This window comes from Allohahella sp. A8 (assembly GCF_047946665.1).
Taxonomy (GTDB): domain Bacteria; phylum Pseudomonadota; class Gammaproteobacteria; order Pseudomonadales; family Oleiphilaceae; genus Allohahella.
The window spans coordinates 1,506,484-1,532,780 of record NZ_CP172312.1; the positions used below are offsets into that span (position 1 = coordinate 1,506,484).

The 26,297-nt window shown below is 59.0% G+C and carries 19 protein-coding genes and 2 riboswitches; of the genes, 3 read left to right on the forward strand and 16 right to left on the reverse strand.

Features of this window, described 5'->3' with window-relative positions; translation table 11 throughout:
- Positions 1 to 33: 33 nt before the first annotated feature.
- The 5 genes from ACH3PB_RS06910 to ACH3PB_RS06930 all read right to left on the reverse strand — a co-directional run bounded on the left by ACH3PB_RS06910 (position 34) and on the right by ACH3PB_RS06930 (position 6,492).
- Positions 34 to 807, reverse strand: a complete 774-nt coding sequence (locus tag ACH3PB_RS06910) for an ABC transporter permease (protein WP_416398695.1) — start codon at positions 805 to 807, stop codon at positions 34 to 36.
- Complete coding sequence (locus ACH3PB_RS06915; RefSeq protein WP_416398696.1) at positions 804 to 1,781, reverse strand: ABC transporter ATP-binding protein; 978 nt, start codon at positions 1,779 to 1,781, stop codon at positions 804 to 806. The genes ACH3PB_RS06910 and ACH3PB_RS06915 overlap by 4 nt, the downstream gene beginning before the upstream one ends.
- Positions 1,778 to 2,902: a cobalt-precorrin-5B (C(1))-methyltransferase gene (locus ACH3PB_RS06920; protein WP_416398697.1), complete on the reverse strand. Its 1,125-nt coding sequence runs from the start codon at positions 2,900 to 2,902 to the stop codon at positions 1,778 to 1,780. The genes ACH3PB_RS06915 and ACH3PB_RS06920 overlap by 4 nt, the downstream gene beginning before the upstream one ends.
- A 2-nt stretch (positions 2,903 to 2,904) precedes the next feature.
- The gene (locus ACH3PB_RS06925) at positions 2,905 to 4,248 is read right to left on the reverse strand and encodes a cobyrinate a,c-diamide synthase (protein ID WP_416398698.1); all 1,344 of its coding nucleotides are present in this window, start codon (positions 4,246 to 4,248) and stop codon (positions 2,905 to 2,907) included.
- A 106-nt stretch (positions 4,249 to 4,354) separates the two neighbouring features.
- A riboswitch (cobalamin riboswitch) is annotated at positions 4,355 to 4,555 on the reverse strand.
- Between the two features lie 77 nt (positions 4,556 to 4,632).
- Positions 4,633 to 6,492, reverse strand: a complete 1,860-nt coding sequence (locus ACH3PB_RS06930) for a peroxidase family protein (RefSeq protein WP_416398699.1) — start codon at positions 6,490 to 6,492, stop codon at positions 4,633 to 4,635.
- A 268-nt stretch (positions 6,493 to 6,760) separates the two neighbouring features.
- On the opposite strand from ACH3PB_RS06930, the gene ACH3PB_RS06935 reads away from it, so the two are divergent.
- Entirely contained in the window at positions 6,761 to 9,352 is a 2,592-nt protein-coding gene (locus ACH3PB_RS06935; protein WP_416398700.1) for a response regulator transcription factor, read from the forward strand.
- Positions 9,353 to 9,369: 17 nt separating this feature from the next.
- Here ACH3PB_RS06935 and ACH3PB_RS06940 read toward each other — a convergent pair whose 3' ends face one another.
- Positions 9,370 to 9,741, reverse strand: coding sequence for a YajD family HNH nuclease (locus tag ACH3PB_RS06940; protein WP_416398701.1), 372 nt, complete (start codon positions 9,739 to 9,741; stop codon positions 9,370 to 9,372).
- 117 nt (positions 9,742 to 9,858) lie between these two features.
- On the opposite strand from ACH3PB_RS06940, the gene ACH3PB_RS06945 reads away from it, so the two are divergent.
- Positions 9,859 to 10,125 carry a DksA/TraR family C4-type zinc finger protein gene (locus ACH3PB_RS06945; RefSeq protein ID WP_416398702.1) on the forward strand — a complete coding sequence of 89 codons (267 nt, stop codon included), beginning with the start codon at positions 9,859 to 9,861 and terminating at the stop codon, positions 10,123 to 10,125.
- A gap of 29 nt (positions 10,126 to 10,154) precedes the next feature.
- On the opposite strand, the gene bluB is transcribed toward ACH3PB_RS06945, so the two are convergent.
- From bluB to ACH3PB_RS06995, 10 genes are all read right to left on the reverse strand, one after another.
- Positions 10,155 to 10,871 (reverse strand): 5,6-dimethylbenzimidazole synthase, encoded by a 717-nt coding sequence (bluB, locus tag ACH3PB_RS06950; RefSeq protein ID WP_416398703.1) that lies wholly within the window; start codon positions 10,869 to 10,871, stop codon positions 10,155 to 10,157.
- A complete protein-coding gene (locus ACH3PB_RS06955) occupies positions 10,868 to 11,179 on the reverse strand; it encodes a DUF2149 domain-containing protein (RefSeq protein ID WP_416398704.1) in 312 nt (103 codons plus the stop codon). The genes bluB and ACH3PB_RS06955 overlap by 4 nt, the downstream gene beginning before the upstream one ends.
- Positions 11,176 to 11,622 carry a MotA/TolQ/ExbB proton channel family protein gene (locus ACH3PB_RS06960; RefSeq protein WP_416398705.1) on the reverse strand — a complete coding sequence of 149 codons (447 nt, stop codon included), beginning with the start codon at positions 11,620 to 11,622 and terminating at the stop codon, positions 11,176 to 11,178. The genes ACH3PB_RS06955 and ACH3PB_RS06960 overlap by 4 nt, the downstream gene beginning before the upstream one ends.
- The gene (locus ACH3PB_RS06965; RefSeq protein WP_416398706.1) at positions 11,612 to 15,880 is read right to left on the reverse strand and encodes a cobaltochelatase subunit CobN; all 4,269 of its coding nucleotides are present in this window, start codon (positions 15,878 to 15,880) and stop codon (positions 11,612 to 11,614) included. The genes ACH3PB_RS06960 and ACH3PB_RS06965 overlap by 11 nt, the downstream gene beginning before the upstream one ends.
- Positions 15,881 to 15,968: 88 nt before the next feature.
- Entirely contained in the window at positions 15,969 to 17,429 is a 1,461-nt protein-coding gene (locus ACH3PB_RS06970) for a cobyric acid synthase (RefSeq protein WP_416398707.1), read from the reverse strand.
- 11 nt (positions 17,430 to 17,440) lie between these two features.
- The gene (gene cobO, locus ACH3PB_RS06975) at positions 17,441 to 18,052 is read right to left on the reverse strand and encodes a cob(I)yrinic acid a,c-diamide adenosyltransferase (RefSeq protein ID WP_416398708.1); all 612 of its coding nucleotides are present in this window, start codon (positions 18,050 to 18,052) and stop codon (positions 17,441 to 17,443) included.
- 51 nt (positions 18,053 to 18,103) lie between these two features.
- Complete coding sequence (locus tag ACH3PB_RS06980) at positions 18,104 to 18,871, reverse strand: ABC transporter ATP-binding protein (protein ID WP_416398709.1); 768 nt, start codon at positions 18,869 to 18,871, stop codon at positions 18,104 to 18,106.
- Entirely contained in the window at positions 18,871 to 19,839 is a 969-nt protein-coding gene (locus tag ACH3PB_RS06985) for a FecCD family ABC transporter permease (protein WP_416398710.1), read from the reverse strand. Before ACH3PB_RS06985 ends, ACH3PB_RS06980 begins: the two co-directional genes overlap by 1 nt.
- A 33-nt stretch (positions 19,840 to 19,872) precedes the next feature.
- Positions 19,873 to 20,763, reverse strand: coding sequence for a cobalamin-binding protein (locus ACH3PB_RS06990; protein WP_416398711.1), 891 nt, complete (start codon positions 20,761 to 20,763; stop codon positions 19,873 to 19,875).
- Between the two features lie 60 nt (positions 20,764 to 20,823).
- Positions 20,824 to 22,650 carry a TonB-dependent receptor plug domain-containing protein gene (locus ACH3PB_RS06995; RefSeq protein WP_416398712.1) on the reverse strand — a complete coding sequence of 609 codons (1,827 nt, stop codon included), beginning with the start codon at positions 22,648 to 22,650 and terminating at the stop codon, positions 20,824 to 20,826.
- Positions 22,651 to 22,824: 174 nt separating this feature from the next.
- A riboswitch (cobalamin riboswitch) is annotated at positions 22,825 to 23,049 on the reverse strand.
- A gap of 179 nt (positions 23,050 to 23,228) precedes the next feature.
- On the opposite strand from ACH3PB_RS06995, the gene ACH3PB_RS07000 reads away from it, so the two are divergent.
- Entirely contained in the window at positions 23,229 to 26,153 is a 2,925-nt protein-coding gene (locus tag ACH3PB_RS07000) for a glycosyl hydrolase family 18 protein (protein WP_416398713.1), read from the forward strand.
- Positions 26,154 to 26,297: the final 144 nt, after the last annotated feature.

The following is a 26,297-nucleotide window of genomic DNA, read 5'->3' on the forward strand; positions in this document are numbered from 1 at the left end:
TTCATGGCTTGCTCTGTAAGATTGTAACGATAATCATGATTTGATTCGTATACCTCGGGCGATCAGCCACCAGGCGAGGCCACCGACCGCACATGTGATCAGGGGCAGCACGATGAATGTGCTGGCACGACTGCTGTCTCCGATATCAAGCAACGCATAACGAAAACCGTCGACGATATGGACCATTGGGTTGAGCTGCGAAACATCCGCCCAGGGCGACGGCAGACGGCTGATGGGATAGAACACGCCGCCAAGGTACATCAGCGGTGTCAGGATGAAGGTGTTGACCAGCGAGGTATCGTCGAAGTTGCGGGCGAACACGCCATTGACCAGGCCTGCGAACGAGAACAACAGCGCGCTCAGTACGGCTACGCCGAGCCCGGATGCCAAATGGTGCACTTCCAGACTGGTAAACGGCAGGGCCAGCGCCGCAACCAGTGCGCCAGCCAGCAAACCACGTATGACACCAGCTGTTGCAAAACCAGCCACTATCAGCCAGGCAGGCATCGGCGCCACCAGCATTTCTTCGATGTGTCGTTGCAGACGGGCGCCGAAAAAGGCTAGCGTGGTGTTGCTGTAGGCATTACTGACAACGGCGAACAGTATCAGGCCAGGCATGAGAAAATCGGCGTACGGCACGCCTTCGACTGCGGCCAGATCGCGGCCTACAAAGTGTCCGAAGATCAGCATGAATAGCGACGCGGTCACCACCGAAGGCAGCAGGCTCTGCACCCAGCTGCGCACGAAGCGCCGCACCTGTTTTATAACGAGGCCCTGATAGGCGTTCCAGTACATACCGGCGTTCATACGCGCCCCGTATCAGCTGAAGCGCGCGCTGCCAGGAGCTCAAGGAAGCGTGACTCCAGGCGGTTCGAACCCTGCTGAACGGCCAGTACCTTGATACCCTGCTGCAGGAGTTCGTTAAAGAGTTGATCGAGCGTCTCATGCTGAGGCCAGTCCAGTTCAAGCCGGTGCCCATCAAAATCGCGCACTCTCCCACGGGCGAGTTGAGGGCGCGTCAGCGGGGCGTCCGCCAGCTCGAGCATCAGATGCTGCGTCTGCAGACCGCTCAAGAGAACTTCAGGTGTATCCCGGGCAATGATTCGACCTGCATCGATGATAGCGATATCGTTGCACAGCGCCTCAGCCTCCTCCAGATAGTGTGTGGTGAGAAAGATGGTGGTGCCCTGCCCGTTCAACTCACGAAGCATGGCCCAGGTCGCCTGGCGGGCCTCCACATCGAGACCGGCGCTTGGCTCATCCAGCATCAGCAGTCTTGGCCTGTGTACGAGTGCCCGTGCAATCATCAGACGTCTTTTCAGACCGCCGGAAAGTCCCCAGGCCTTCGACCTGGCTCTATCAGCCAGACCCACGAGCTCAAGGACCTCACAGGCCCGCCGCGCGGCATCTTTTCTCGATAGCCCGTAGTACATGCCCTGGGTAGAGACGATTTCCTGCACGGGCTCGAAACTGTTGAAGTTGACCTCCTGTGGCACGAGCCCGACGCAACATCTTGCAGCCATGGCCTGGCGTTGATTGTCGAAGCCGAAGATGCTGATGCTGCCGGTTTCCATGCGCACGAGCCCGGTGATGAGTCCGATAAGCGATGTCTTGCCTGCGCCATTGCGCCCGAGTAGTCCAAAAAATGCGCCAGCAGGAATGTTCATGTCGATGCCTGCAAGCGCTTCACGCCTGGTCGCCACCCCTTCCTTTTTTGCCCCCTTGGGGGCGCCCTCATAGTGCTTGCGTAGATTGCTGATGCTGATAGCTGGCGCGCTCATGGCTGTGTTGCCCTATCGGCGTAGCCTACAAGCTCTCCGCCGCGATCAATGGCACAGACGGCTACTCCGATATCTGCAGGCAGATAGGCGTAGACCCGTGCCAGTGCGAGTTGTGCAAGACGATCCCCCAGCGGGATGCCAGCCTGCTGACAATAGCCGAGGGTTTCGATAGAGGTGTTCGACCGCGAAATCATCGCCTGCAATGTCTCTGTCGCGCCTAGCGCGGCCGCCTGGCGTGCAAGCCAGGGCAAATCGATGGCGCACTTGCGGCTGTGAGTATCCGGATGGCCTGCAGCGAACTTGCTCAACTTGCCAAAGCCACTGACCAGCGTGAAACGGGGCACGGAATTGCGGCGCAGGTACTTGAGCAGCGCACCAAAGAGGTCGCCCATTTCAACGATAGCCATCTCACTCAGGCCATACTGTCGCGACACAAAAAGCTCGCTGGTCCCGCCGGTACACCCGGCGAGATGCGTGAGCCCATTGGCACGCGCGACATCAACCGACTGATGAATCGATGCAATATAGGCTGCGCATGAAAACGGTCTGACGATACCGGTGGTGCCCAGCACGGAAAGTCCACCTATGATACCGAGGCGGCCGTTCATTGTTCGCAGGGCGATCTTTTCCCCATTATCAACGCCTACCGTAACGCGAAAGCCGCCAGTAAAATCAGCTTCTTCAGCAAGCTGCTGCAGGTGTTCGGTAATCATCTGACGGGGCACCGGATTGATAGCCGGCTCCCCCACCGCGAGACTCAGGCCCTTGCGCGTCACAGTGCCCACACCGGCGCCTGCGACGAATTCGAAACCTGGCCTTTGCAGCAGTCTGATTTCGACCCAGAGCCGCGCGCCGTGGGTGGCATCGGGATCATCGCCAGCGTCCTTGATGATGCCGGCTGTGGCGGAGTCACCAGTGCACATGAGATCCGCTATTGTCATCTCCGGCTCGCCGCCCCGTGGCAGGCGTATGGTCAGCGCAGTGGTACGTTTTCCCGTTAACAAAAGGCGTGCGGCTGCAAGCGAAGCGGCTGTCGCGCAGGCGCCTGTCGTCAGACCCGTACGCAGTGGGCCGCGGTACTCCGGGGTTTCCGGACGCATGGATCCACTGCTGGGCGTCATGATCAGTGGCCGGCAGCAACGGCGCGGCCGTTGAACAGGTCGGCGATCAATTGCGGTGCCGAGGGGAAATAGCCGTGAAAATAGCTGGCCGTCAGACTCCCCTGCCGATAGATCGCTTCGCCAGCACTGCCTCGCAAGCGTCTGGTGAGTACTGCTGGCGCCAGCGGCGTATCCAGTTCGGAATGGTGGTAGGCATGGCCGCGCAACTCTTCATGCGCGCTATCGCCGCTACCGGCCATGGCCTGCATACCCAGCCCTTTCAGACGCCCGGCCATCCGAGCCTGCCCGGGCATAAGCCCATACATCGCATGCGCCACGCCTTCAGTGTCCAGCAGACTATCGACACAGGCCATCAATCCGCCACACTCAGCGAGGATGGGTTTGCCAGCCGAATGATGCGCACGAATAGCCGCACGCATCGCTGTATTGCCAGAAAGGGTTTTACCGTGAAGTTCGGGATACCCACCCGGTAGCCAGATGGCATCGCATGCCGGCAGTGTCTGGTCTGACAAAGGCGAGAAGAATGTCAGCTCAGCGCCCATGCTTCTGAGCACGTCCAGATTGGCTGGATAGATAAAGGCGAAGGCATTGTCACGAGCGATGGCAATGCGACGCCCGGTCAGCAGACGAGGGATCGGCTGAGGCGCGTCTGCACTAAGCGTGACCTGGGCAGGCAGCCGGTCGAGACCGGCTTCTTTCAAGACCTCAGCGGCCGCGTCGAGTGCTGCATCCAGTTCTGGCAGCTCACTGGCCTGTACCAGGCCAAGATGCCGGTCCGGTATCGTGAAGAACTCGCTGCGCGGAATGGCGCCGAGCAGACTGATGCCAGGGGGCAGGCTCTCGCCTACCAGCTGGGTGTGATAGGCACTGCCGACTCGGTTGGCAATGACCTCATGCACCTTGACATCGGGCCTATAGCTGGCAAGCCCAAGCGCCAGTGCCCCGAAAGTCTGGCCCATGGCGCGCGCATCGATGACAGGCAATGCAGGAATCCCGCAGCTGACTGCAAGATCGGCGCTACACGGTTCACCATCGAACAAGCCCATCGACCCTTCGACCAGTACGAGATCTACGTCGCGGGCAGCTTCTGCCAGGCGCCAACGGATCTCTTCATCGCCAGTCATCCAGCCGTGGACCTGATAGACAGGCGCGCCAGAGGCCAGTTCGAGCACCATCGGGTCGAGATAGTCGGGGCCGTGCTTGAATACTCGGACGCTGCGTCCGGCGTTGCGATGCAGACGGGCCATGGCGGCGGTGACCATGGACTTGCCATGACCAGACCCTGGGGCACAGATGAGTGCGGCGGCGGTAGTGCCGGTGATACGAGTACGTTGGGTGGTCAACATGATTAGCCCTGGCAGCATGAGTGCAAAGGCATTGCGGGGCAAAACAAACAAAGACAGGGGATGCCAGATAGACGAGGCTGACCTGCCCATAGTCGCCCACCGCAACACCTGGCATGACCCCTCTGGCCGGTCTACGGACTGATGAGCCGGCGCCGAAGCGCCGAAGCAGACCGCCTTCCCATGTCATGACACAGTGGCGTACTGGTTGCTTTTGACTCAATCACCGTTGCGGGGGCAGCGTCGGACTGGCACCGACTTCCCGTTTAAACCCTGAACGTAAAGGGTCACCGAAAGGCAGGGCGGGAATCTAGCAATCCCCGGCCCCCGAGTCAACGACCACGATTAGGGTGGTCGTTGCAGCTTGGTAAACGCTTCGGGTGGAAATCAGTCCCGACTGAACTTCAGCTTGAGACGGCGGTAATCACACTTCAGCTTGTCCTGAATACGCCAATCGCAGCTGTCGGTATCCCATGGAAAGAACGGGTTGCCGACCAATGCCATCTTTTTCCCCAGTTCGGGCTCGTGTCGAAGAATAACGCTGCGGAAGTTGGCGTCCTTGATCCAGGCCATACCCTCTTTTGTGTACACCTGTTCGTTGAAGTCGGTGGTATAGAAGCGGTCTGACTGGAATCGTCGCGGCGCCATCACGGTAAATATCCGAAAGGTCGTATCACTGAAGCCGAAACCATCTGGGCGGTACCCTTCAGCCAGTTGGCCGACCACGGTGTCAATCAATTCGACATCGTTGTTGTAGACCTCGCGCATCTTCTCTGCGAGCGCCCTGTCCGGCGTGATATCCGTAAAATCATTAATGGGTGGCATCTTCAGCTGTCGTCTGAACTCATTGTAGCGGGGCACACCGCGCTCTCGATCGCGAAGAATGTCGAGTGCGGCCATATCCAGCACACGGCCATCGGGCATGCGTAGTTCCTGGAGGAACTTCGGATAGTTATGCGGGGTCAGCTGACCTGGGTGGGTCATACCAAACGAATAGTACACGTTCTCATTACCCAATGAATCCAGTACCCCAGGCGCCTTCTGAAAAGCCTGATCGGTGGTACTGACAGCCTTGATCACCTTGCCTGACTGATAGTCGACCATATCCACCGAGTCACGGATCAGGGGATGCATTCGGTACACAGCCACGAATTCCTCCGTTAGGCTATACGGCGTGTCACGCAGATTCTTGTCACCGCCAACAACTACTTCCCAGTCCAGATTCAGCGCCAACTTGGTATTGGTCGTTTTAAGAATGGCGGGTGTCCAGTCCACAGTGTGAATCTTGGCCATAATCGCCGCGTTGATCAGACGAGCCTTGTTGAACAGCTGCTGGTCGGTCCACGAGGGATATTTTGCAGCCAGCATCTCTGCAATCGCATTGTGTTCCTTCACGAACAGCTCATGGAACATCTGCAGCCCGAGCCACCAGTTATCACTGAAGCCGGTGACAGGCAGACCGGTCTCTGGATTGACGGCCAAACGGCCACTGGGTTCGATGATGAGCTTGCCGCCTTCAAAAGTTCTCAGGCTATCCTGAACCACCTGATCGCTGCCGTAGAGCTGAGAGCCATCCCACCAGTGCGTAAGCCGGTTGGTGTAGGCTTTCGGTGTGTTTTCATAAGGGGTCCAGGTCGGATCGACCTCGGTTTTCGCGATAGCCATGCTGCCGCCCAGTTCACTGGCCAGCGGATCGTCGGCATCCAGTGGCACCTCGTGTGGCGCACCAGCATCATCCCTGTGCGAGAACCAGTCGTGTGTCATGAACTGGATCCAGGCGGCCGCCCAATAACTGAGGAAATCGACTTCCTTGATGTCATCGCGGGTCATCAGCTCACGGCTGATCATCCGGGGGTTTGGCTCCATAAGCATTGCTTCGTCGGCGTACGCCGAGTTGAGCGGCACGTTGCGACCAAAGCGCATGCCTTCGCTGCCCATACGGGTCTGGTCGAGGTCGTTGCAATTGCCCTCGGTCGTACGTGCCCCGGCCGTGTCAGCGTCACAGGCTACGTTCTCTGGGTAGGTGCCGTTGGTGTCTATGATATTGTTCTTGTTCAGATTGGTAACGCTTTGAAGCAGGTGCAAAGTACCTGCCAGACCGTCGTCCCACCAGCGAATGATAGGGGTGTCGGCAGGCTCTTCTGCAGCATCCTTTTCCCAGAGGGAGGCTTGGGCGCCGGAGGGTGCTCCTGCGATCGCACACGTAATGGCCGCCAGCATCAGCCGGCGTTTGAAGGTGTTTTTCATTGTTATGGTCCTGTCTTGGAGAGCGGGCATCCTGTTTCACTTGCATCACCCATTTGAGTGATGCGACACACTAGAGCCTGCGCAGGTGTGCTCATATCCTATGAAAGGATGACTTTTCTTTCAGGCGACAAGGCACAGATTGGAAGCGTGACACTTGTCACGTTTTTTCTGCGTGCTGACTCACAGTCTCTGTTTACACCTGTACCATTTTGCCTTCGCCGAATTACAAGTAGTTCCAAAAAAACCATTTCACGCCAAGAACGTTTGTATGGATCGCACCGCTAACACCGAGAGGGAGCACCTCCAGGCTCATCCGCGCTTCAGCCTCGTCAGAGCGCATCCGGCGCTGTTCCGGCTGTTGTCGGAGCATGAGCGCCTGATCGTTCATTCGCCCCAGGGCAGCGGTAAGCGCCGCGGTGTCTTGCAGTGGTTAGCAACCCGCAACCTGCCGTATCGATACTTCAAGTGGCGTCGAGACGGAAGCGCCCGGAAGATGAGCGCCGAGCTGCTTGAGAAGCTGCCCTCAGCCCCTGCGAAAGTCCTCGAGGCGACCAGGGCGTCGTGCGCACCCAGGTCTTCAGCAGCACTCATTCTCGATCTGGGACCGCTCGGTTTCGACATGCTGGTCTGGAGTGAGGTAGCAGCGCTCTGCCGTGACGCTGATGCCGATCAGCGGATCATTGTGCTTACAGCCTTTTATCCGGAAGCGGCTCGCCTTGAGTCCCGCTGTGCGTCCGGTTTCATGCGTGAATTTGCCTATTACTTCGCGTTCAACGACCTCGCCATGACCCCTGCGGAAGTCTGCGTACTGCACGAACTCCTGCCCGCCGACTGTCGGGCCCAGCACACCAGCGAACAGTTGTTCACCTTGACGAAAGGCTGGCCAGGGCTGGTATCCGATTTACTCGTCAGGTCCAGTGAGCGTTTGCTTACGCCGGTTTCGCATGGTGAAGAACACCTGCGGACGACGGTATCCGATTGGCTGGCACGAAATGGCATGCGCTTCGAGATCGGAGAGCAAGAGCTCATGTGGCTGCTGCTGTGGCTCGGCCCCTTGCCTCACGCACTGTTCACTGATGAGGAGGGCCTGAAGGACTTCGATCAGGCCCTGCAAAATCTGCAGGTCTCTGGACTGCTTGCGCGTCGCCTCACGAAGGAGCAGACGCTGCAGCTCAACAGCAAGCCGCTCGTGGAGCTTGTTCTGTCGACGTACGCTGTGACGCTGCCCAAAGCAACACTGACCCGGTGCAGGGGCTGGCTGGAGCGCAAGGGCTTCCAGTCCATGGCGATCGAGGCCTGCCTCCGGCTGGAAGACTGGTCAAAACTGGAAACACTTTTGCTGGCAAACGCCGACGAACTCACTGCCCGCCTCCACGTCTACGACTTGCGACGCTGGATCAACCTCCTGGACGAAGCCTGTGAAATTCGGCACCCCATCCTACTGATTTGCGCCGTCCGCTGTGCCATCTATCAGGGCAGCGATCTAGAGATCATGCGTTATTTTCAGCGGGTTCTCGAACTGCTACGGCACAGCAAGCCGGAAACCCTCGGCAAGTATATGAGTGAGGAACGCCTGGGTCGTTTCATCGCCGAAATCCAGCTCTACTCAGAATTGACCCAGCAGGGTGTGATGACCTGTCAGGAGTGGGTGCAAGGCACTTCGAGATGTGCGCCGACCAATCCTGTAGTGCTGCTTCAGGAAGCCTTCAGTCTCGCCCAGGCCGGCGACATGGCGAAACTTTTTCCTGTCGTGGCCACCGGACTGGCACAAACCGAGGCCATGATGTCCTGGGCCTTGCACCTTACGTTCTCGATATTCAATTTCTGGATGCTGATACTGTCATGTCGGCGAAGGCAGGCGGAGCAGAGTCTTCAGGCCCTGAGAGGCCGGCTTGTCGATAACGGTGTCTCGCTGGCCAGTGCCTATGATTGGCTGGATATGCTCGAACTCCTGCTGGACAGGATGGCAGGTAAGCTGCAGCCGCTCGGCAAGCGCGCCGAGTTATTTCAGGGGCAGCCGCGAATCGCGCAGGATATCCTCAAGAACAATCTGCTCGTAACCTTACGTGCTGACCTTCTCCTTCTGCGCGGCGACATCTATTCGGCACGACAGGTCATTCATGAGCTTGCGTCGCTGCAGTCAAGCGCTACCTCGCGCTCCTACTGGTTTGCATCCGCCGCCACCATGAACGATGCGCTACAGATCATGACAGGCAGCGAAACGCATGATCTGATTCGCCTCCCGCCGACCGAAGGCATCGAACTCGACGGATGCTCGCTGCAGGAGCAGACCGCTCTACTCTGGCGCATCAAGATGCGCCTGCATCAACTGCCTGCGGAAACCCTGTTCCCGCTACTGGACAGGGTACAGGGCCACCTGATGCGGACCGGTCAATGGCTGAGAACGCTGGAGGTGGACGTGCTGCGGGCGGTCTGCCTCTATCGTAGCCGGCGCGAGGAACAGGCCCTCAGCCTGTTCATGCGCGTGGCTGGCCAGCTCGAGACAGAATCTCTCCTTGGCGTTCTGGCAGACCCCTTCCTGCTCTGGCGGATCTTTCCGGAGGAAGCCCTGGAGCCAACACTGCGCCACAGCTTGTCGCAGCTACTGGACCAGATTGCTGGCCGGGCCAGCGCAACGATAGCCCCAACCCCCCAGACCGGGTTAGCAGAAGCGCTGACGACCCGGGAAACGCAAGTGCTTATTCTCTTATCGAGAGGTCTCAAGAACCAGGGCATTGCAGATGAACTGAAACTATCGGTGACCACGGTGCGGACGCACGTCCAGCACATTTACCGCAAGCTGAAAGTGAGCAACCGCGCCGCCGCCACGGCCTGCGCCTGCCGAATGCAGCTGGTCTGAGCGCTTGTGACCTTGGGCTACTTCTTTTTCTCCAGCGCTTCCTTGAGGCCAGCGAAAGGGTTGAAGGTCGCTGCTTCGCGCTTGTTTTCTCCACCACCGCCGTAGCGGACAAAGGCTTCGAATTTGCTGTGCTCTTCATCATGACAATAGAGACAGAGCAGCTCCCAATTACTGCCATCTGACGGATTGTCATCATGATTATGGTTGACATGATGCACGGTCAGCTCACGTAGGTTCTTGCCCGAAAATTCACGGGCGCAACGCCCACAGACCCACGGGTAAAGCTTGAGTGCCTGCTCCCGATAGCCTTTCTCGCGCTGGGCAATGTACCTGCGCTGCTCTTCAAGCACCTGGTCGGTCTTGCTTCTGTTCGTTGTATTGCTGGCCATGACTCACCTGTGATCATGCTTGGACGACAACTTCATTCTAGCACCGAAGAGTCATTTGCCGCCGTGAATCCGTACTTGAAGATAAGGTTGAATGAAACAACTAGGCAGGAGTCTATTATGGCTGGGGGTTGGGCCCGGGACGGGGCCGTACAGGATCAGATTGACGCAAGCGTCGAAGACGCTGTTCAGCAGGCGCGCAGCAGACTTACACAAGGTGACAGCCTGATACGCTGTGAGGACTGCGACGAGCCGATCGCTGAGGCACGTCGGCGGGCGCTGCCTGGTGTGCGGCGATGCATTGCCTGCCAGACTGCGGCAGACCAGGACAACGCAGCGAGCAGCAGCTTCAACCGTCGTGGCAGCAAGGACAGTCAGCTACGATAGGCTGGCGCATGATAGACGTTTGCTGCCTCTCAGGTATCAACGCGGATATCCGCCAGTGCTCTACACAGGCTCTGGTCCTGCAGACGCTCCCCCCAGGTGCTGCCATGCACCAGCGCCTCGAGCGGCAGACGGCTCCGCCAGCCGGCCGCCTGAAGCTCAGGCTGGTCGAGAAACTCGCTCACGTAGCCAATACAGAGATAGGCCAGTGGATAGACCTCTGGGGGTAGTCTCAGCGTTTGGCTGAGTTGCGCCTGATTCAGAATGCTCACCCAGCCAACGCCAATTCCCTCAGCCCGTGCTGCCAACCAGAGATTCTGAACGGCAAGACAGGTACTGAACAGATCTGTTTCCACTATGGAATTGCGGCCCAGCACGTGGGTACCGCCACGACTGCGATTGCAGGTAATGCAAATATTGAGCGGACTTTCGAGTATGCCCTGCAGTTTCAGGCTGCGGTAGTTGGCCCCCTGCTCGCCGGTGTAGTTGTTTGCAGCCTTCTCATTCTCGCTGTCGAAGATGGCCAGCACGTCCTTGCGGATAGACACGCTATCGATGACGAGGAAATCCCAAGGCTGCATGAACCCGACGGATGGCGCATGATGGGCAGCTTGCAGCAGGCGCGCCAGCACGTTTGCCGGTATGGGGTCTGGTCGAAACTGTGAGCGCACATCGCGTCGCTCATGTATGGCGCGGTAGAGCCCTCGTACCTCAGCCTCGCTAAAAGGCTCGTTCACATTTTGCGTCATGGTTTTTTGGTCTCCTCGCCGACGAGTATGAGCTTACCGCTACGCGGGTCACGGTAGACACGGCCCATCGGCTCGAAACCCTGTCCCGCCTCGCCTATACCCTCAGGCAGATCCGGCAGCTCACGCCCCTGCTCCACGATTTGCGAACGCTGTTGCAAGTGCGTCTGAAGTTGCTCGCTGCTGGCAAAAAGCGCTGCAATGAGGCCGCAGGCGAATACGAGCATGATGTCGACGAGATTGGCCAGCGGCCCGAGAGGTTCCTCACTTTCACCATCGAAGCGACTACGCAGGAGATCGCGTCTTTTCATTGTGCTGCAGATTCCAGCGCATCCAGCACCTGGTCGTACCAACGCCGCCGAAGCCTTGCCAGAATAAATCCGATAATGCCGATGAGGAGGCCCATGACGGTCGTATCGAAAGCAACCGTGACGGCTTCAGCAAGCACCTCCAGTTCGCCACGACCGAGTGCAGCGAGCCCCGGCCCCAACGGAATGAGGGTGCCCATTAGGCCGAGCATGGGACCCACTCTCGCCAGCAGGTCTGCGCGCTCGATGCGTCGCCGCCCCAACTCCGCAGCGGCTTCAATGCTGCCACTTCGCTTTATCCTCGGTAAGGCCCACCAGCGCTCCGCGAGGCTGATACCGGCCTCCCAAATGGCAGCAGCGACTGCGATGATCAATAACAGCAATACCGGCGCCAGCAGCAGGCCCACGAATTCGTGAGTCAGGTGGCTCAGGACGTCAATGCTCATCAATTCTCCGGATTTTCTTATCGTTGAGTTGAGTGGCGTGGCCACGGGCACCATGTAGAAGACCACCCAGAAGTAGCAGTAACAACATCGCTGCTGTCAGCCATAGCAGCTGATTGTCACCTACGGGTTCGTTCGCTGGGGGTTCGGCCGCGGGCGCTTCTTCAGATTTTTCCGGCTTTTGAGGCGTCTGTTCCGTCGCCTGAATTTCGGTGATGCTCACCGGCTGCTGCAAGGCCTCCGGCTCAGGCTGCCGAGCGGCCTCTCTCGCCTGCTGAAACGCCTCCCGCAGGGGCTCATCCAGACGGGGCTCAATCCAGCTGAGCATCGGGTGGCCAGGCCGCGTATGACCGCTACCGGGTAGACCGTTCTCGACCACATGTGTAGCGAACTGCTCGGCCAGCTCATCGAGCGTTGTATCGTCCGCCTTCCAGAAACCTTTGTGAGCGGCGACCAGGAGGATGGCTTCCATATTGGCTTTGACGTGGACGTTGGAGCCCTGCTCAAGAAATTCATCAAGGCCCAGACTGTGTTTATCATCGAGATAGACGCTTTTCACCTCGTCCCAGACCCAGCTCTTGATAATGTCGGGGTTCGTCACCTGCCAGCCCCAGAGATACTCGAGGAACTCACTACCCATCGTTCGTGCCCCGGCGTAATCGTGGTTCATGAGTGGCTGTATCCAGGCGGGATTGAGGTAGCGGCCCCTGAGCTCCTGTTTGAGCGCGACATCTAAACGTTCGATACTGGCGTTGTCGGCCCTTGCATGCTCAATCACCCTACCTTCCGGCACCTGGCCGCTAACCGTCTCCACGGCAAGGCTCAGCCCACCGAGATAATCAAAGGCGTCGTTGTTGTCCAGCAGGCCGTAAAGATTGCTCGCCCGCCCAAGGTAGGTCTGTTGCACCGCCTGCAGCCCCTGCTTGAAGCTGGCATGCGCCGCAGTGCCGTTGTGACCGACCCCATAGGCATGCCCCATGCGCTGCAGGTAAGCGGCCGCGACTTCGCTACGATCCTCCCAGGCACCTGAGCGTTCGACGAGACGGTTCACGCCTGCGCCGTAGGCGCCCGGTGCATCGCCGAATATTCGCAGGCTCGCCAGACGACCCGACTGCTGCGGCTCAAGGGCATCATTCAGCGAGGCTCGGGTCTCAGCGACCCAGTTGGCGGCAACCTCGTTGGCGTCAAGGCGCTCGTTTCCAGGTCTGCGAAGTTCACCAAGTGGCTCGAGCGCGCCCTTCAGCGCCTCGGCAAGCTCCGGGTGCTCTGCCTGAATCGTCAGGCTGGCGCCGTCCAGAGCAAGCAGGACCGAACGATCGAGCCAGATCAGCAGATTCGGATACAGGTCGCGAAACAGTCCGGAGGTGGTAAAGAGTACGTCCTGGCGTTGTGCAGGAATGGGCTTCCCTTCTGACGATTCACGCTCGGTGAGCGGCAAACGCTCCAGCTCCGAGATGATGCCCCGGCTATTCCAGACTGGCCTGACACCGAGCAGGCTCATACCGAAGGCGACCATGGCGCCCTCATCCCGGACAGTATCAGAGGCCCATAGCACCACGGCGGAACGACCCTCGTCGCCAGCGCCTTTGGTCCGTGCCTTGTCTGCCAGCTCCTGGCCAAGATCGTAAGCCAGTTGAGTTGGCAGGACGCTGCCATCGAGCGCATGAAAGTTTCGACCGGTCGGCAGGGCATCTGGCGAACGTATAGGGTCGTTGCCCTTCCCTGGCCGCACGAACTTGCCCTCGAGCGCTGACAGGAGTGCTGAATGCTCGGCGCCGGGTGAAATGGTCAGTGCTTTACGGGCGGTTTCGTCGCCCATCGATTCAAGCATCATGTCGACGGCCTCTGTCGCCCAGTCACGACCGAAGACATGCAGCCCATGCGGCATGAAGGCTTCCTGCAGATCCGTCAGGTAATGGCCGATCTCATGCACCAGCATCGCTTCGTCGACGTTCTCGTAGGTCAGACCATCTATGCCATGCTCTTCGGCAATCGTGCCGATCAGCTCATCCTGGAGCTCCAGCGCCTCCACCGTCTCACGGATCTTCAGCATGGCTCGCCCGGCAAGCGTGGCGCTGCTGCCGGCACTCGCTGACTCCCAGGTTTCCACCAGCTGGCGCAGCTCTAGCAACTCGTCGTAGAGTGGGGTCGTCTTCAACGGTGGCGTAAGATGATCGATCATGACCGCAAGACCCCGACGCTTGGCCTGGATACCCTCGCCTACACCATCGACGATGTAGGGATAGATCCCTGGAACATGCCCCGCTACCAGCAAGGGATAGTCATCAGCGCCCATCGCAGCGCGGCGGCGTGGCAGGAATTCATAGGTCGAATGCCGGCCAAGGTGAACGATGGCATCAGCCTTGAACTGCTCGCGAAGCCAATGATAGAACGCCAGGTACTGATGCGTGGGCGGAATAGTTGTGTTGGCGTGCAGCAGCTCCTCGTTGAGCTCCCAGCCACGCGGTGGTTGCGGGCCTATGAAGATCTTGCCGAAGCGTAGCCCCGGGAACAGCATTCGGTTTTTGTAGGTCATGCTCCATCCAGGAGGCTCGCCCCAGCCCTTGATACCTTCGATACCTATCCGCGCCAGTGCGTCGACGATTGCCTCTGCGGCCCCCCAGTCCTTGGACTCACCTGTCAGCAGTGCTTCAATGAGCACTGCCAACTGATCCAGAAGGTCCAGTGCTCGTGGTCGCCCGGCGTGCTGGGTCCCTTCCAGCAGGTGGTGGATGTCGCCCAGCGTACGATCCATGAGCTGCCGGCCCAGTTCGATTTCGCCGAGACGCACCGCCTCCTTCAGCTGTGCCTGAAGGTAGCCCAGTGGCCCGAGCACAAGTTCATCCTGCACGGCAGGCGGTAGCGTGGCGAAATAGCTTTTGTACGCGTCTGTTCCAAGGCTTTCGACCTGCCCATAAAGTGCTTTCAGCGCCTGGCGGTCCTCGGGCAGGTTGATGCCGCGCTGCTGAATTTGCTCCAGCAGCGCGGCCGGAGAATCAGGCAACTCACCGGTGTCGTAACCCGATGCTGCGAGCGCATTGAGCATGTCCCAAAGCGTCGCTGGCACATCGAGATTGTCGGCGCCGACATTGTGCCGGCCGGGCGGGTGGTTATAGTAAATGATCGCGAGCCGCTTATCGGCGTTGGCCTTTTGCTGCAGTTGACTCCAGCGTTTCACTCGCTCGGTGAGCGAGTCGATCTGCGCCTGCACCGGTTGACTGATCTGTAGACGCAGGCCAGTGGCTTCGTGGATGTAAGGCGCTCCGGCGGCGGCCAGCAAGATCGGCTGCGAGGCGCCCTGCAGCTCGGGCATGGCGAGCTGATAATTCACCGCCTCCCATGGCATGCCGTCTTCAGAGATCCGCCACTGGGCGGCTGTGCGATCTGCCAGGCGGATGCCCTTGTATAGGGGCACATCAAGTTGCTCCAGCGCAGTAATCGCAGCTTCGCGCTCACCACCACCGCCTATGACAAAATCCTGCAAACTGATGATGCCGGTAAGTTGAGGGTAAGCTGTCAGCTTCTCGAGCGCGAGACGACTTGCGGCGCCCCAGCGGGCGAGTACACCCAGACATTGCAGATCTTTGTCCTGTAGCGCCTGACATAATGTATCGAGCAAGGCCCGGTTTCCAGCCTCGTCACCTGAGTCGAGGTCGAGTACTGCAACGAGCGGCTGCTCGCTGTGGAGCTTCGGGCCCCGCACGACCTCGCCACCTTGATAATAACGCACTGCGGCCAGTGGTCTCGGCTTCGGCGCCTCAAGGTCCAGCATCCAGGCCAGCAATGCGGCAAGATTGTCACTGCCGCGCCCCTCCCAGTAAGCCTGCCCTTCCAGCCACTCCGCCTGTTCTGGAAAGCGGCTTGCCAGATCCATGCGGTGCTGCTCGGCATCCTCGTCCGGAGCGGGGCTTTCGCCAAGTGCTTCGATGGCCTCGATATCCAGACCTGCAAACACCGCACTACCTTCGAGGCGTGAACGGGTCACCAGGCGTCGATCGGAGTGCACGACCAGCAGTGGCTTTTGCGGCGGAAGGGTTTTTAGCAGGCGCTCCAGCCGCGGCACCACCTCGTCCCCAAAGACTGCCGCCATCAGGATGGCATCAGCGGCAGTCATGAGCGCCTGCAACTCTGCGTCGGAGAGTTCAGCGATTTGATCAGGCGTACGCAGAGCCAGCTTGTGCCTGGGATGTTTTCGCAGAAAATCATCTGCGCCTGCTGCCAGCGACGGCGCAGATCGCTCGGAGACGATGCCAAAGAGCATTTTTGCCTGCGTAGGGGCCGCGCAGAATAGAATGATACTCAGGGTCAGGATTTGAACGCAGAGTGCGCGCAGGCACAGCTGATTGTATTTAAGCAACTTTCAATAGTCTCCGTAGCCATTCGCAGTCCAGGCTGTTTTCTACAGAGTCTGCGAGTCGGTCCAGCTGTTGCTGGCGGTGATGATGGTAATCGATCGCCCGGTGGGTATTTTCTTTCATTCCAAGTTGCAGAAGCAGCGCTTCACAGGCGCCGGGGTCATCGAAGATGCCGTGCAGGTAAGTCCCCATGATCTGGCCGTCAGCACTGACGGCACCATCCGGACGCTTACCGATCCATGCCAGTGGGCGTTCGAGCGCTGGACCACTTGAGACCCCATTATGAATTTCATAGCCCGTCAAAGTTGGTCGACCCGGACCAAAAGCGATGGTGCCTTTGACATTGGCAAGCTGCTTGCCGACCACCATGCGGGTAGTCATGTCGAGCAGCCCGAAGCCTTTCACAGAACCTGCCTGGCCTTCCAGCCCATCGGGGTCCTGCACATCCTTGCCGAGCATCTGAAACCCACCGCAGATGCCAAAGACCCTGCCGCCGTAACGCAGATGTCTTTGAATCACTTCTGCCCAGCCTTGCTGTCGCAGCCAGGCGAGGTCGTGGCAGGTGCTCTTGCTGCCCGGCAGCAGGATGACATCCGCCGGCGGAATGGGCTGGTCAGGGCCAACAAAAATCAGATCTACGCCTGGGTGAAGTCGCAAGGGATCAAAATCGTTATGATTACTGATCCGGGGCGGTACCGGCACAACGATTCTCAGTGCACCCTTGTCGCTCTCACCGCCTGTGGCGACACCGTCTTCTGCATCGATCAGCAGACCATGGAGATAAGGCAGAACGCCGTTCACCGGCTTGCCCGTGCGCGCCTCGAGCCAGTCCAGCCCTGGCTGCAGCAGCGCAATATCGCCTCTGAAGCGGTTGATGATAAAACCCTGGGTGCGCGCCTGCTCACGCTCGGACAACAGTGCAAGTGTGCCGACGAGCTGGGCGAACACGCCGCCGCGATCAATATCTCCAACCAGTAGCACCGGGCAATCGATGGCTTCGGCGAAACCCATGTTTGCAATGTCGTTGGCACGCAGGTTGATTTCTGCCGGGCTGCCGGCACCTTCGGCGATGATCACGTCGTAGCGACTGCTGAGCGCTTCCCATGCTGCCAGCACCGACTTCATGGCTTCAGCCTTATACGCGTGGTAATCCAGCGCGTCCATGTTGCCGAAGACCTTGCCGCGCAGGATGACCTGAGCGCCACAGTCTGTCTGCGGCTTGAGTAAGACCGGGTTCATATCGCTGTGTGGTTCGATGCCACAGGCCAGTGCCTGCAGGGCTGTTGACCGGCCGATCTCCCCGCCATCCATGGTGACAGCACTGTTTAGCGCCATATTTTGCGGCTTGAACGGCGCGACCGACACACCCTGTCTTGCCAGCCAGCGGCACAGTGCTGCCACTACGGTAGTCTTGCCAGCGTCTGAGGTCGTGCCCTGGATCATCAGCGTCGTCATTTCATGCGTCCCTAGAGCTCTATGCCTTTCTGGGCCTTGATACCCTGATCCTTGAAGGCGTGCTTGACCACTTTCATTTCAGTGACGGTGTCGGCCAGCTCGATGAGCTGCTGTGGTGCATTTCGTCCCGTCACAACGGCATGCTGCATGGCGGGGCGGCCCTGAAGATCGTCGAGTACCTGGTCGATATCGAGGTATTCATAGCGGAGGGCGATGTTGAGTTCATCGAGCAGAACGAGCCCGTAGCGCTCATCCGACAGCATCTTTGCGGCAATGCTCCAAGCTTCCGCGGCGGCTTTTTCATCTTTTTCCCGATCCTGTGTGTCCCAGGTATAGCCCTGCCCCATCACGTGATAGTCGACGTTCGGCAGATCCTTGAAGAATGCCTGCTCACCAGTGCTGAAGGCGCCCTTGATGAACTGCACGATACCTACTTTCATGCCGTGACCGAGCGCTCGTGCGGCCATGCCAAAGGCCGAACTGCTCTTGCCCTTTCCAGGACCAGTCAACACCAGCAGAACGCCCTGCTCTTTCTGAGCGTTGGCAATCCGCTCCTGCATAACTTTCTGTTTTGCGGCCATGCGACGGGCATGGCGCTCAGGTTGCTTGGCATCTTCGCGCACGATAAGGCTCCTGTTCTGTGTGTGGGGAGTACGGGTTGTTGTTCGCTGAACCTATCTTCTGGGTACAAATACTGGTGCACCGTCAATCTCAGCAACAGATAAGCGCTGACCGTACAAACGCTCCAGCGCGCCGGGTACCAGCATGCTGTCAGCCGCCCCCCAACACGCCTCGCCATCCGGGAACAGCAGCAGTAGGTGATCGCACCAGCGTGCGGCCAGATTCAGATCGTGCAGGCAAAGCACAACGGCATGCCCCGCACTGGCTTCGTCTGCCAGTAGTGCCATAGTCGCTGTCTGGTGATGCAGGTCGAGGTGATTGGTCGGTTCGTCTGCGAGCCAGATCGCAGGGGCCTGGGTGAGCACCGTGGCGATGGCGACCCGCTGTCGCTCGCCACCGGACAGGGTGTTGACGAGGCGGTCCTGTAGGTGAGCCACATCCAGCCGCGCCAGTGCCTTCTTCGCCTGTTCGATATCATCAGCCCGCTCCATCTGCCACGACGACAGATACGGATGCCTACCGATCAAGGCAGTCTCGAGCACTGTGGCGGGAAAATCGTCATGACGTTCCTGAAACACCAGCCCCAGCTTCTGTGCGACCGCACGTCGGCGCAGCTTGCTCAGTGAGTCACCGTCTAACAGCACATCGCCTGATCGGGGCGCGCGCAGGCCTGCGATGGTATGCAGCAGTGTCGTCTTACCCGCGCCGTTTGGCCCAAGCACGCCCCAGACCTGACCTGCCTCGATGACGAAGTCCAGTGGTCTGCCGTCTAACCGGCCCGGAATATCGATAACAAGATTTTTCAGCGACAGGCGACTCATCAGCGACTCCGGTGCAGCAATAGCAGGAATGTCGGCACGCCAAGGAGCGCCGTGATCACACCAACCGGCAACTGCTCCGGCGCGATCACCGTGCGAGCCAGGGTATCGGCCAATGTCAGGAGCATGCCGCCGGCGAGGGCGCAGGCCGGAAGTATCAGGCGCTGGTCGTTGCCCAGGATCAGGCGCAGCATATGTGGCACCACCAGACCGACAAAGCCGATACTGCCAGCTGTCGTCACGGCAACGGCCGTGAGCAGACTGGCTATCACATAGATGCCCCATTCCATCGGCTTGACAGCGACTCCAAGTGCAGCCGCCTGCAGCGGTCCGCGTGCGAGCACGTTAAGACTCCGCCCGAGCGGGATAACGAGGAAACAGACGGCGAGCAGAATAACAAGTGCGTACCAGGGGCTGTGGGCATAAGAAAGATCGCCCATCAACCAATACAACATACCGGGCAGACGACTGGCGGGGCTGAGCGCAAGCATCAAGGTGATGAAAGCGCCCCAACCGGCTGCGACCACCACACCAGTGAGCAGAAGACGCGAAGGCGTCCAGCTGCCCGTGCCATGAGCAAGGCCAAAAACGAGCAGAGTCGACAGCAATGCGCCTGCGAAAGCCGCACCGGAAACAATGAGCGCGCCCATGCCTGCCACCATCGCAGCCAGCGCGCCTACAGCGGCACCGCCAGAAAGGCCGAGTACATAAGGATCGGCGAGCGGATTCCGCAGAAGCACCTGCATCAGTGCACCAGCAACGGCCAGTAAGCCGCCTGTGGCAAAAGCCGCCAACGACCGCGGCAGACGAAGATCGAGCACGAGTGTCTGGGCCAGAGCACTGCCCTCGCCCATGAATACCGCCCAGACTTCGTCGATGGGCACAGAGGAGCTACCGACAGTGACCGATATCAGGAGCGCAAGTATCGACAGCAGGGCCAGCAGCAGCAGTGGCAGAATCAATCCCGGCATGCGACAGCGCCTCCGACTGCCGGAGTGCCTGTTTTAGCGGTTGGCACGCGCCTGCTCCAGTTTTTCACAGACTGCACGACTGCCTTCGAGCAGCCTCGGGGTTGGCCGCTGTATCAGTGATGGTGGTATGAAGAAGAGATTGTCCTGTCGCACCGCTTTCAGATCCTTGAAGCTGCGCCACGGTGTCAGCCACTGCGGATTTTCCTCACCCATACCACCGGCGATGATCGCCTCTGGATTGCTTACCAGAACAGCTTCAGTATCTATTCTGGGCACCAGTCGATCCAGCCCACCGAAGACGTTTCGCCCGCCACACAAGGCCAGCACCTTGCCGATGAGGTGTTCATCGTTCACCGTCATCAGAGGCTCGTCCCAGACCTGATAAAACACAGTTACCGGGTCTGCCTTCTCGTAGCGAGCGGCCACATCTGCGATGCCCTTGCGAAACTCACCGGCGACTGCGCCGCCCTCTGCTTCAGTGCCGGCTAGATGGGCCAGCCGCTCTATCGCCGTTGCTACGCCTTCGAAGTCACGTGGCTCGATAAAGAACAGGGTAAGTCCCAGCGCCTCGAGCTTGTCGACCTGCTCTTGTGGATTTCCGGTGGTCCAACCGATCAACAGGTCTGGCTTCAGTGAGACCAGCGCCTCCAGATCAAGCCTGGTATGGCTGCCTACGGATCGGACCTGGCGCGCTGCGGCCGGATAGTCGCTGTGTGAAACGACCGCAACGACCTGCTCGCCCGCCCCTGCCGCGTAAACCAGCTCAGTAGCCCCCGGAGAGAGCGCGGCGATTCGCTTGGCTGGCGAGGCAAGACACACCTTTCGGTCCATATCGTCGGTAGCGCAGCGCTCCGCCGCGTAGGCAGTCGAGGCGCTTATCAGGAGCAAAGCCAAGAGCCTCACAAAAGCAGCTGAACTAATCATCGGAGTCTCCTTGAACTGGCGCTGTCAGGGGCGCGGAAGTCAACGTTGCCGGAAAAACGCTTAGCGGAACTCGTACTGCACCGTCAGCAGCGCCATTCGACCCGCATTGATGTAGTCGACACCATCGAAGCGTTTGGCTGTGGCGTACTGCTTATCCAGCACATTGTCCACCGTCAGACGAGTGGTCCAGTCCTGGGCGAAGGCCCAGCCCGCCCGTAGGTCCAGAGTGGTGAAGCCGCCGATCCTGTCTTCGTTATCAGCATCATCGTAGCGATAGCCCTGGGCTTTTATTGTTGCCCCGAGGTAGACGCTGCCGATATCGCGATCGACATCCAGTCGTAGTTGTTTGCCACTGCGTCGACGAATCCGGTTATCGCTGCCGAGATCCCGTGGATCCATGACTGAGGCCGTCGCTTTCACGGCCCAGTCCCCAAATTCTGCCCCAGTACTGAGTTCGAGCCCGCGGATCCGCGCCTCATCTACATTGTAGGGCGCAAAGACACCGCCCTGGGAAACGAAGGCGATCAGGTTATCGACCTCGTTCTGGTACACAGCAGCATCCCAGTACCAAGTGTCATAGTGGCCACTGGCGCCAATTTCGTAGGCGTCGGCAGTTTCCGGCTCAAGCGTAGCGTTGCCGAAGTCAGGAAAGTACAGGTCATTGAAGGTCGGCGCGCGAAAGGAAGTACGATAGCTGGTGCGTAGGCGGTGGGCATCATCAAGGGCGTAGCCCAAGGCAATAGCACCGGTATTGTGGCGACCGTAGGCTTCGTTATCGTCAGTGCGCAGACTTACCTGGACTTCAGGGGCTCCGAAATCCAGCAGGAGCATGCCAAAGATAGCAGTGTTATCGCGGCTGCTTTCAGCATAATCGGTGGTGCTGTCAACATCATCCACGGCAAACTCGCCACCCAGAATGATCTGATGCGAAGCGAAATCGATGTAGTTTTCCCACCGGGCACTATTGGTTTCGGTATCGAAGGTCGAAGGCTCGTCGCCATCAAGCTTGTTATCACTGTCATCCAGTGACTGTGCAAGCTGGAGTCGACTAAGCCAGCGATCCGTAACTGGCGCATCAAGCGTGACGCCGAGGGTTTGGACGGCAAAATCGGTCTCGCCACCTTCGAATTCGGTATTCCCTTCCGCCCGGAACAACATCACATCTGCACCGAAGCCATTCTCGAAGATGTGTCCAAGGCGTGCGATGCCCGAGTTGTTCTCGTAGCCCTTGTGGTCGCCACCTTCAATCAGGGCTACGCCATCGGTCCTGAACTGATTGGCAGCCAGGCTAAAACTTGTACGCCTGTGGGTTCCAGCCAGGCCAGCGCCGAGCTTTGTAGAGTCGTAGTCGCCAGCACCGAGCGTTACCCAGCCCTCAGGCGAACCGCTGGCGGTATGTGTGAAAGCCTGCACCACACCGCCAACCGCATCAGCCCCATAGAGGCTGCTGCGGGAACCCCGAACGATCTCGACTCGTTCAAGCATTTCAGGCGGGATGAAGGTCCAGGGTGCGCTGCCTGCTGTGGCAGAACGCACGCGAACTCCATCGATCAGCAGCACGGTCGACTCGCTGCCGGTACCGCGAGTGAATACGCTCGTGGCTTTTCCAAAGGAGCCGTTGCCAGAGACATCGATGCCTGGCTGCCCTCTCAGTAATTCCGAGAATGCCAGCGGCTGCCGCCTTTCGATATCCGCTTCTTCAATGACGGTGACCGACGAAAGACTCTCACCGACCGTCTGGCTCTTGAGATTGGCCGTAACGACCACTGGCTCCAGACGACGCAGCTCGGTTTCAGCGCTGATGGAACCAGCAGAAAACGCTGCGGTGGAAGAACACAGAGAAAACCCTGACCAGGCTATCACGTGAAAATTTTTGAATACTGACATCTTGAATGCTTACCCAGCTCGACGTGCACGCCCGCACGATGGTTTCTAGAGCGGCAGCGACTTGGGTGGCGGGCTTGTTGCGAACTGAGCAGCGGGGCTCGATTGCACCCACCAGACCATCGCCCACCGCAACGTTTGGTGCTGGCATCACTTACCGCCCATTTCAGAGGGGCAGCAGGATACCGAATTTCAGGCCGGTCTCCGGGCTCTTGAGCAGATGCAGGCATCCTCCACTGATCACCTTCCCATACCTGCAGTACAGTGATGCATTCGACCAGGGTTAACTCAATTACCGTTGCGGGGGCAGCGCTGGACTGTTCTGCGTCGAGGCAGATTCACCAGCTTCCCGTTTCACCCTCGCACGCATTGCACGAGGGCACCTGAAAAGTGCGGCAAGGCTAACAATGAGCGGGGGATGGGTCAATCGTATTCGCAGCTGATTTAAAAATGCCCGGACGATCGACATCGGCCAAAAGGATGAATCGTGCTGTGATTTTCAACCGCCTGCCTGATAGGCCAGGCCTCCCGTCTTCCCTAGACTTTGGATTTCGATACACCCTCGTTTAGGGACGACAACAATGACGACATCACTGTTCCCCAGGAACAAACTCTGCCGCGCAATACTGCTTGGTGCGAGTCTGGCGCTTGCCGGCGGGCTGCCGACTTCTGCAACGGCGGCTCCCTGCGACGCACCCCAATGGCAGGAAGGCAACACTTTCAAGCTTGGCCAGGAAGTGATCTACCAGCAGAATATCTATAGAGCGCTGGTGACCCACACCGCCTGGACTGGCGCTGGCTGGACTCCCCTGACCAATTCCTTGTGGACGCTGATCGGCCCCGCTGACTGCGGTGGTGGTGGTGGCACAGATGATGGCGACGGCGGCGTGAATAACCCAGGTGACGGCGGTGACGACCCTGCTACGCCGGTCAAGAGCAGCACTACAAGATTCATCCCATATATCTACTCGTGGGGCATCGGCAATAGCGCCTACTGGGTGAACGACCTGCGCCAGCTGCCAAGCGGTGTGAACGATATTCTGCTGGCCTTTGCCCTCGCTTACGGCGATGAGATACGGCTACAGGCAGATGACCCCGACCTACTCAAGACCCAGATTTCCGCAGCGCATCAGAAAAGCATCAAAGTCGGCGTCTCCACCGGAGGCGCTTCCGCAGGCTATCTTCACGAAATGGCGGGCACGCCTGCAGTGGTTGCCAGCAAGTTCGTCGCTTTCATCAAAGAGTACGGCTTCGACTTCATCGACGTCGATTTTGAAGGCTCTTATATTGCCGACGCTGCTGCCCGCGACCGCATGGTCGCTATCATGGCGGCAGTACGCCGGCAACTGCCGCAGCACCCCATCACGCTCACTGTACCAAGCCACGGCGGAGAAACCGGCCTGAGTAGCGGTGTGATAGCCATGGCCAAAGCGATGTACGACGCCAATGCACTCAGCGCAGTGACGGCCATGTCTTTCGATTACTACGGCCTCAATCGGGACGTCTACCAGGCCGCGAAGGTTTCTGTAGGTCTGATCGCAGAACATCTCACGGGTGAATGCAATACCGCTACTGGTATGGTCTGCGCCGATCACTTCGATGAATTCAAAAAAGCTCGTGGTCTGTACGGCATTATCAGCATGATCGGCAAGGCTGATGATGGCCACGTTACGACAGTCGATGAACAGGCCCGTCAGACGAAGTTCGCCAAGGATAACGGCCTGTATTCCATAGGCTTCTGGGCGCTCAATCGGGACCAGAGTTGCGACATCGATCTTGCCCAATGCTCGGGTGTGAGCGCTGCGAATGGTGCGTATACCGCGGCTACGGTCAATGCGCTCGGGCAGTTTGGCGGGGGGAACCCTGGTAGTGGTTCTGGCGGCAGCGACGGCGGGACCGGTGGCGGAAGCGGCGACGGCAGCTCAGGTGGCGGTGCGGGCGGCGGCGACAGCTGCGTGGAAGGCGCCGTTGCAGCCTGGACTTCTGGCGCTGTTTACACCAAGGGTATGCAATCCACACACGGCGGCCGCCTCTGGGAAGCCCAGTGGTGGACCCAGAATGACACGCCGGGCACCGGCGGCGACTGGGGCGTCTGGCGCGACCGTGGTGCAGCCGAAGACTGTCCTGATGGCGGGGACGGCGGTACGGACGGCGGTGACGGTGGAACTGGCGGCGGCACTGATGGCGGTACAGACGGTGGCACCGATGGTGGATCTGGCGGAAGTGGAAACGGCGGTGACACCGACGGCGGTACCGATAACCCCGATGGCGGTACTGGCGGCGGCGGCAATGTCGTCGCGAGTTACTTCGTTGAATGGGGCATCTACGGCCGCAACTATCATGTTGCCGATGTGCCTGCCGAAAAGCTCTCTCACCTGCTCTACGGCTTCATTGCGATCTGCGGTCCGAACGAGTCATTACAGCTAGCCAACCCTGCAGGCTATTCAGCACTCATGAGTGAATGCGCCGATCAAGCAGACTACACGGTCACGATACACGACCGTTTCGCTGCGCTGGAAAAGAGCTATCCCGGTGATAAATGGGATGATCCAATTCGCGGCAATTTCGGTCAGCTGGCGAAGATGAAAGCAGCTAACCCGCATATCAAGGTTCTGCCCTCCATTGGCGGCTGGACCCTGTCCGACCCCTTCCATCCTATGGCGAACGATCCTGCGAAACGCCGGACCTTCATCACTTCGACTATTGAGTTTCTTAAGACCTACAAGGTTTTTGATGGTCTCGATCTCGACTGGGAATATCCAGGTGGCGGCGGTGCCAACCCAAAACTGGGCGCGGATAGTGATGCTGAAGCCTTCGCGACCCTCATGCGTGAACTGCGACAGGCACTCGATGGCCTGGAAGCTGAAACCGGTCGGGAGTATCTGCTCACCGCGGCTGTCGGCGCTGCTGCGGCGAAGATAGACAAGGTCGACTACCAGAATGCCGCAGCACACATGGACTACGTATTTGCGATGACCTACGACTTCTACGGCGCCTGGGACGGCACCCTCGGTCACCAGGCAGGCCTCTATGCAGCCACGAATGAAGCCACTCCGGGTTTCAATGGTGATACTGCCATCGACAATCTGCTTGCTGCAGGTGTACCAGCCGACAAACTCGTTCTCGGCGTCGCCATGTATGGGCGCGGCTGGCAGGGCGTAACAGGCGGCAGTGCCAATGATCCATTCAGCGGCACTGGTGGTTCGGCCATCCCGGGCACCTGGGAAGCCGGCGTACTGGATTACAAGGATATCGAACGGAACTATCTTGGCGGCGCCAACGGCACGGGCATCAACGGCTTCACCTATGGCTACGATGCGCAAGCAGAGGCCCCCTGGCTTTACAGCGCCAGCAAAGGCCAACTGATCAGCTTCGAGAACGAACGTTCAGCTAAAGCAAAAGCCAAATATGCTAAAGATCATGGCCTTGCGGGTGTTTTCTCATGGGAAATCGATGCTGACAATGGCCGCATTCTGGATGCCATGCGTCAAGGTGTAGCGAGGTAAGCCGAGGGCGAGTATCGCTAGACGTCCAGTGTCGCAGCGATCTTTAGGGGATGCCCAGGCATCCCCTTTTTTTCGCCTCTGGGAAGCAGTCACAGTTCTGCTCACTGAACCACCATACAATCCATTCAAACAATCGATACAAAC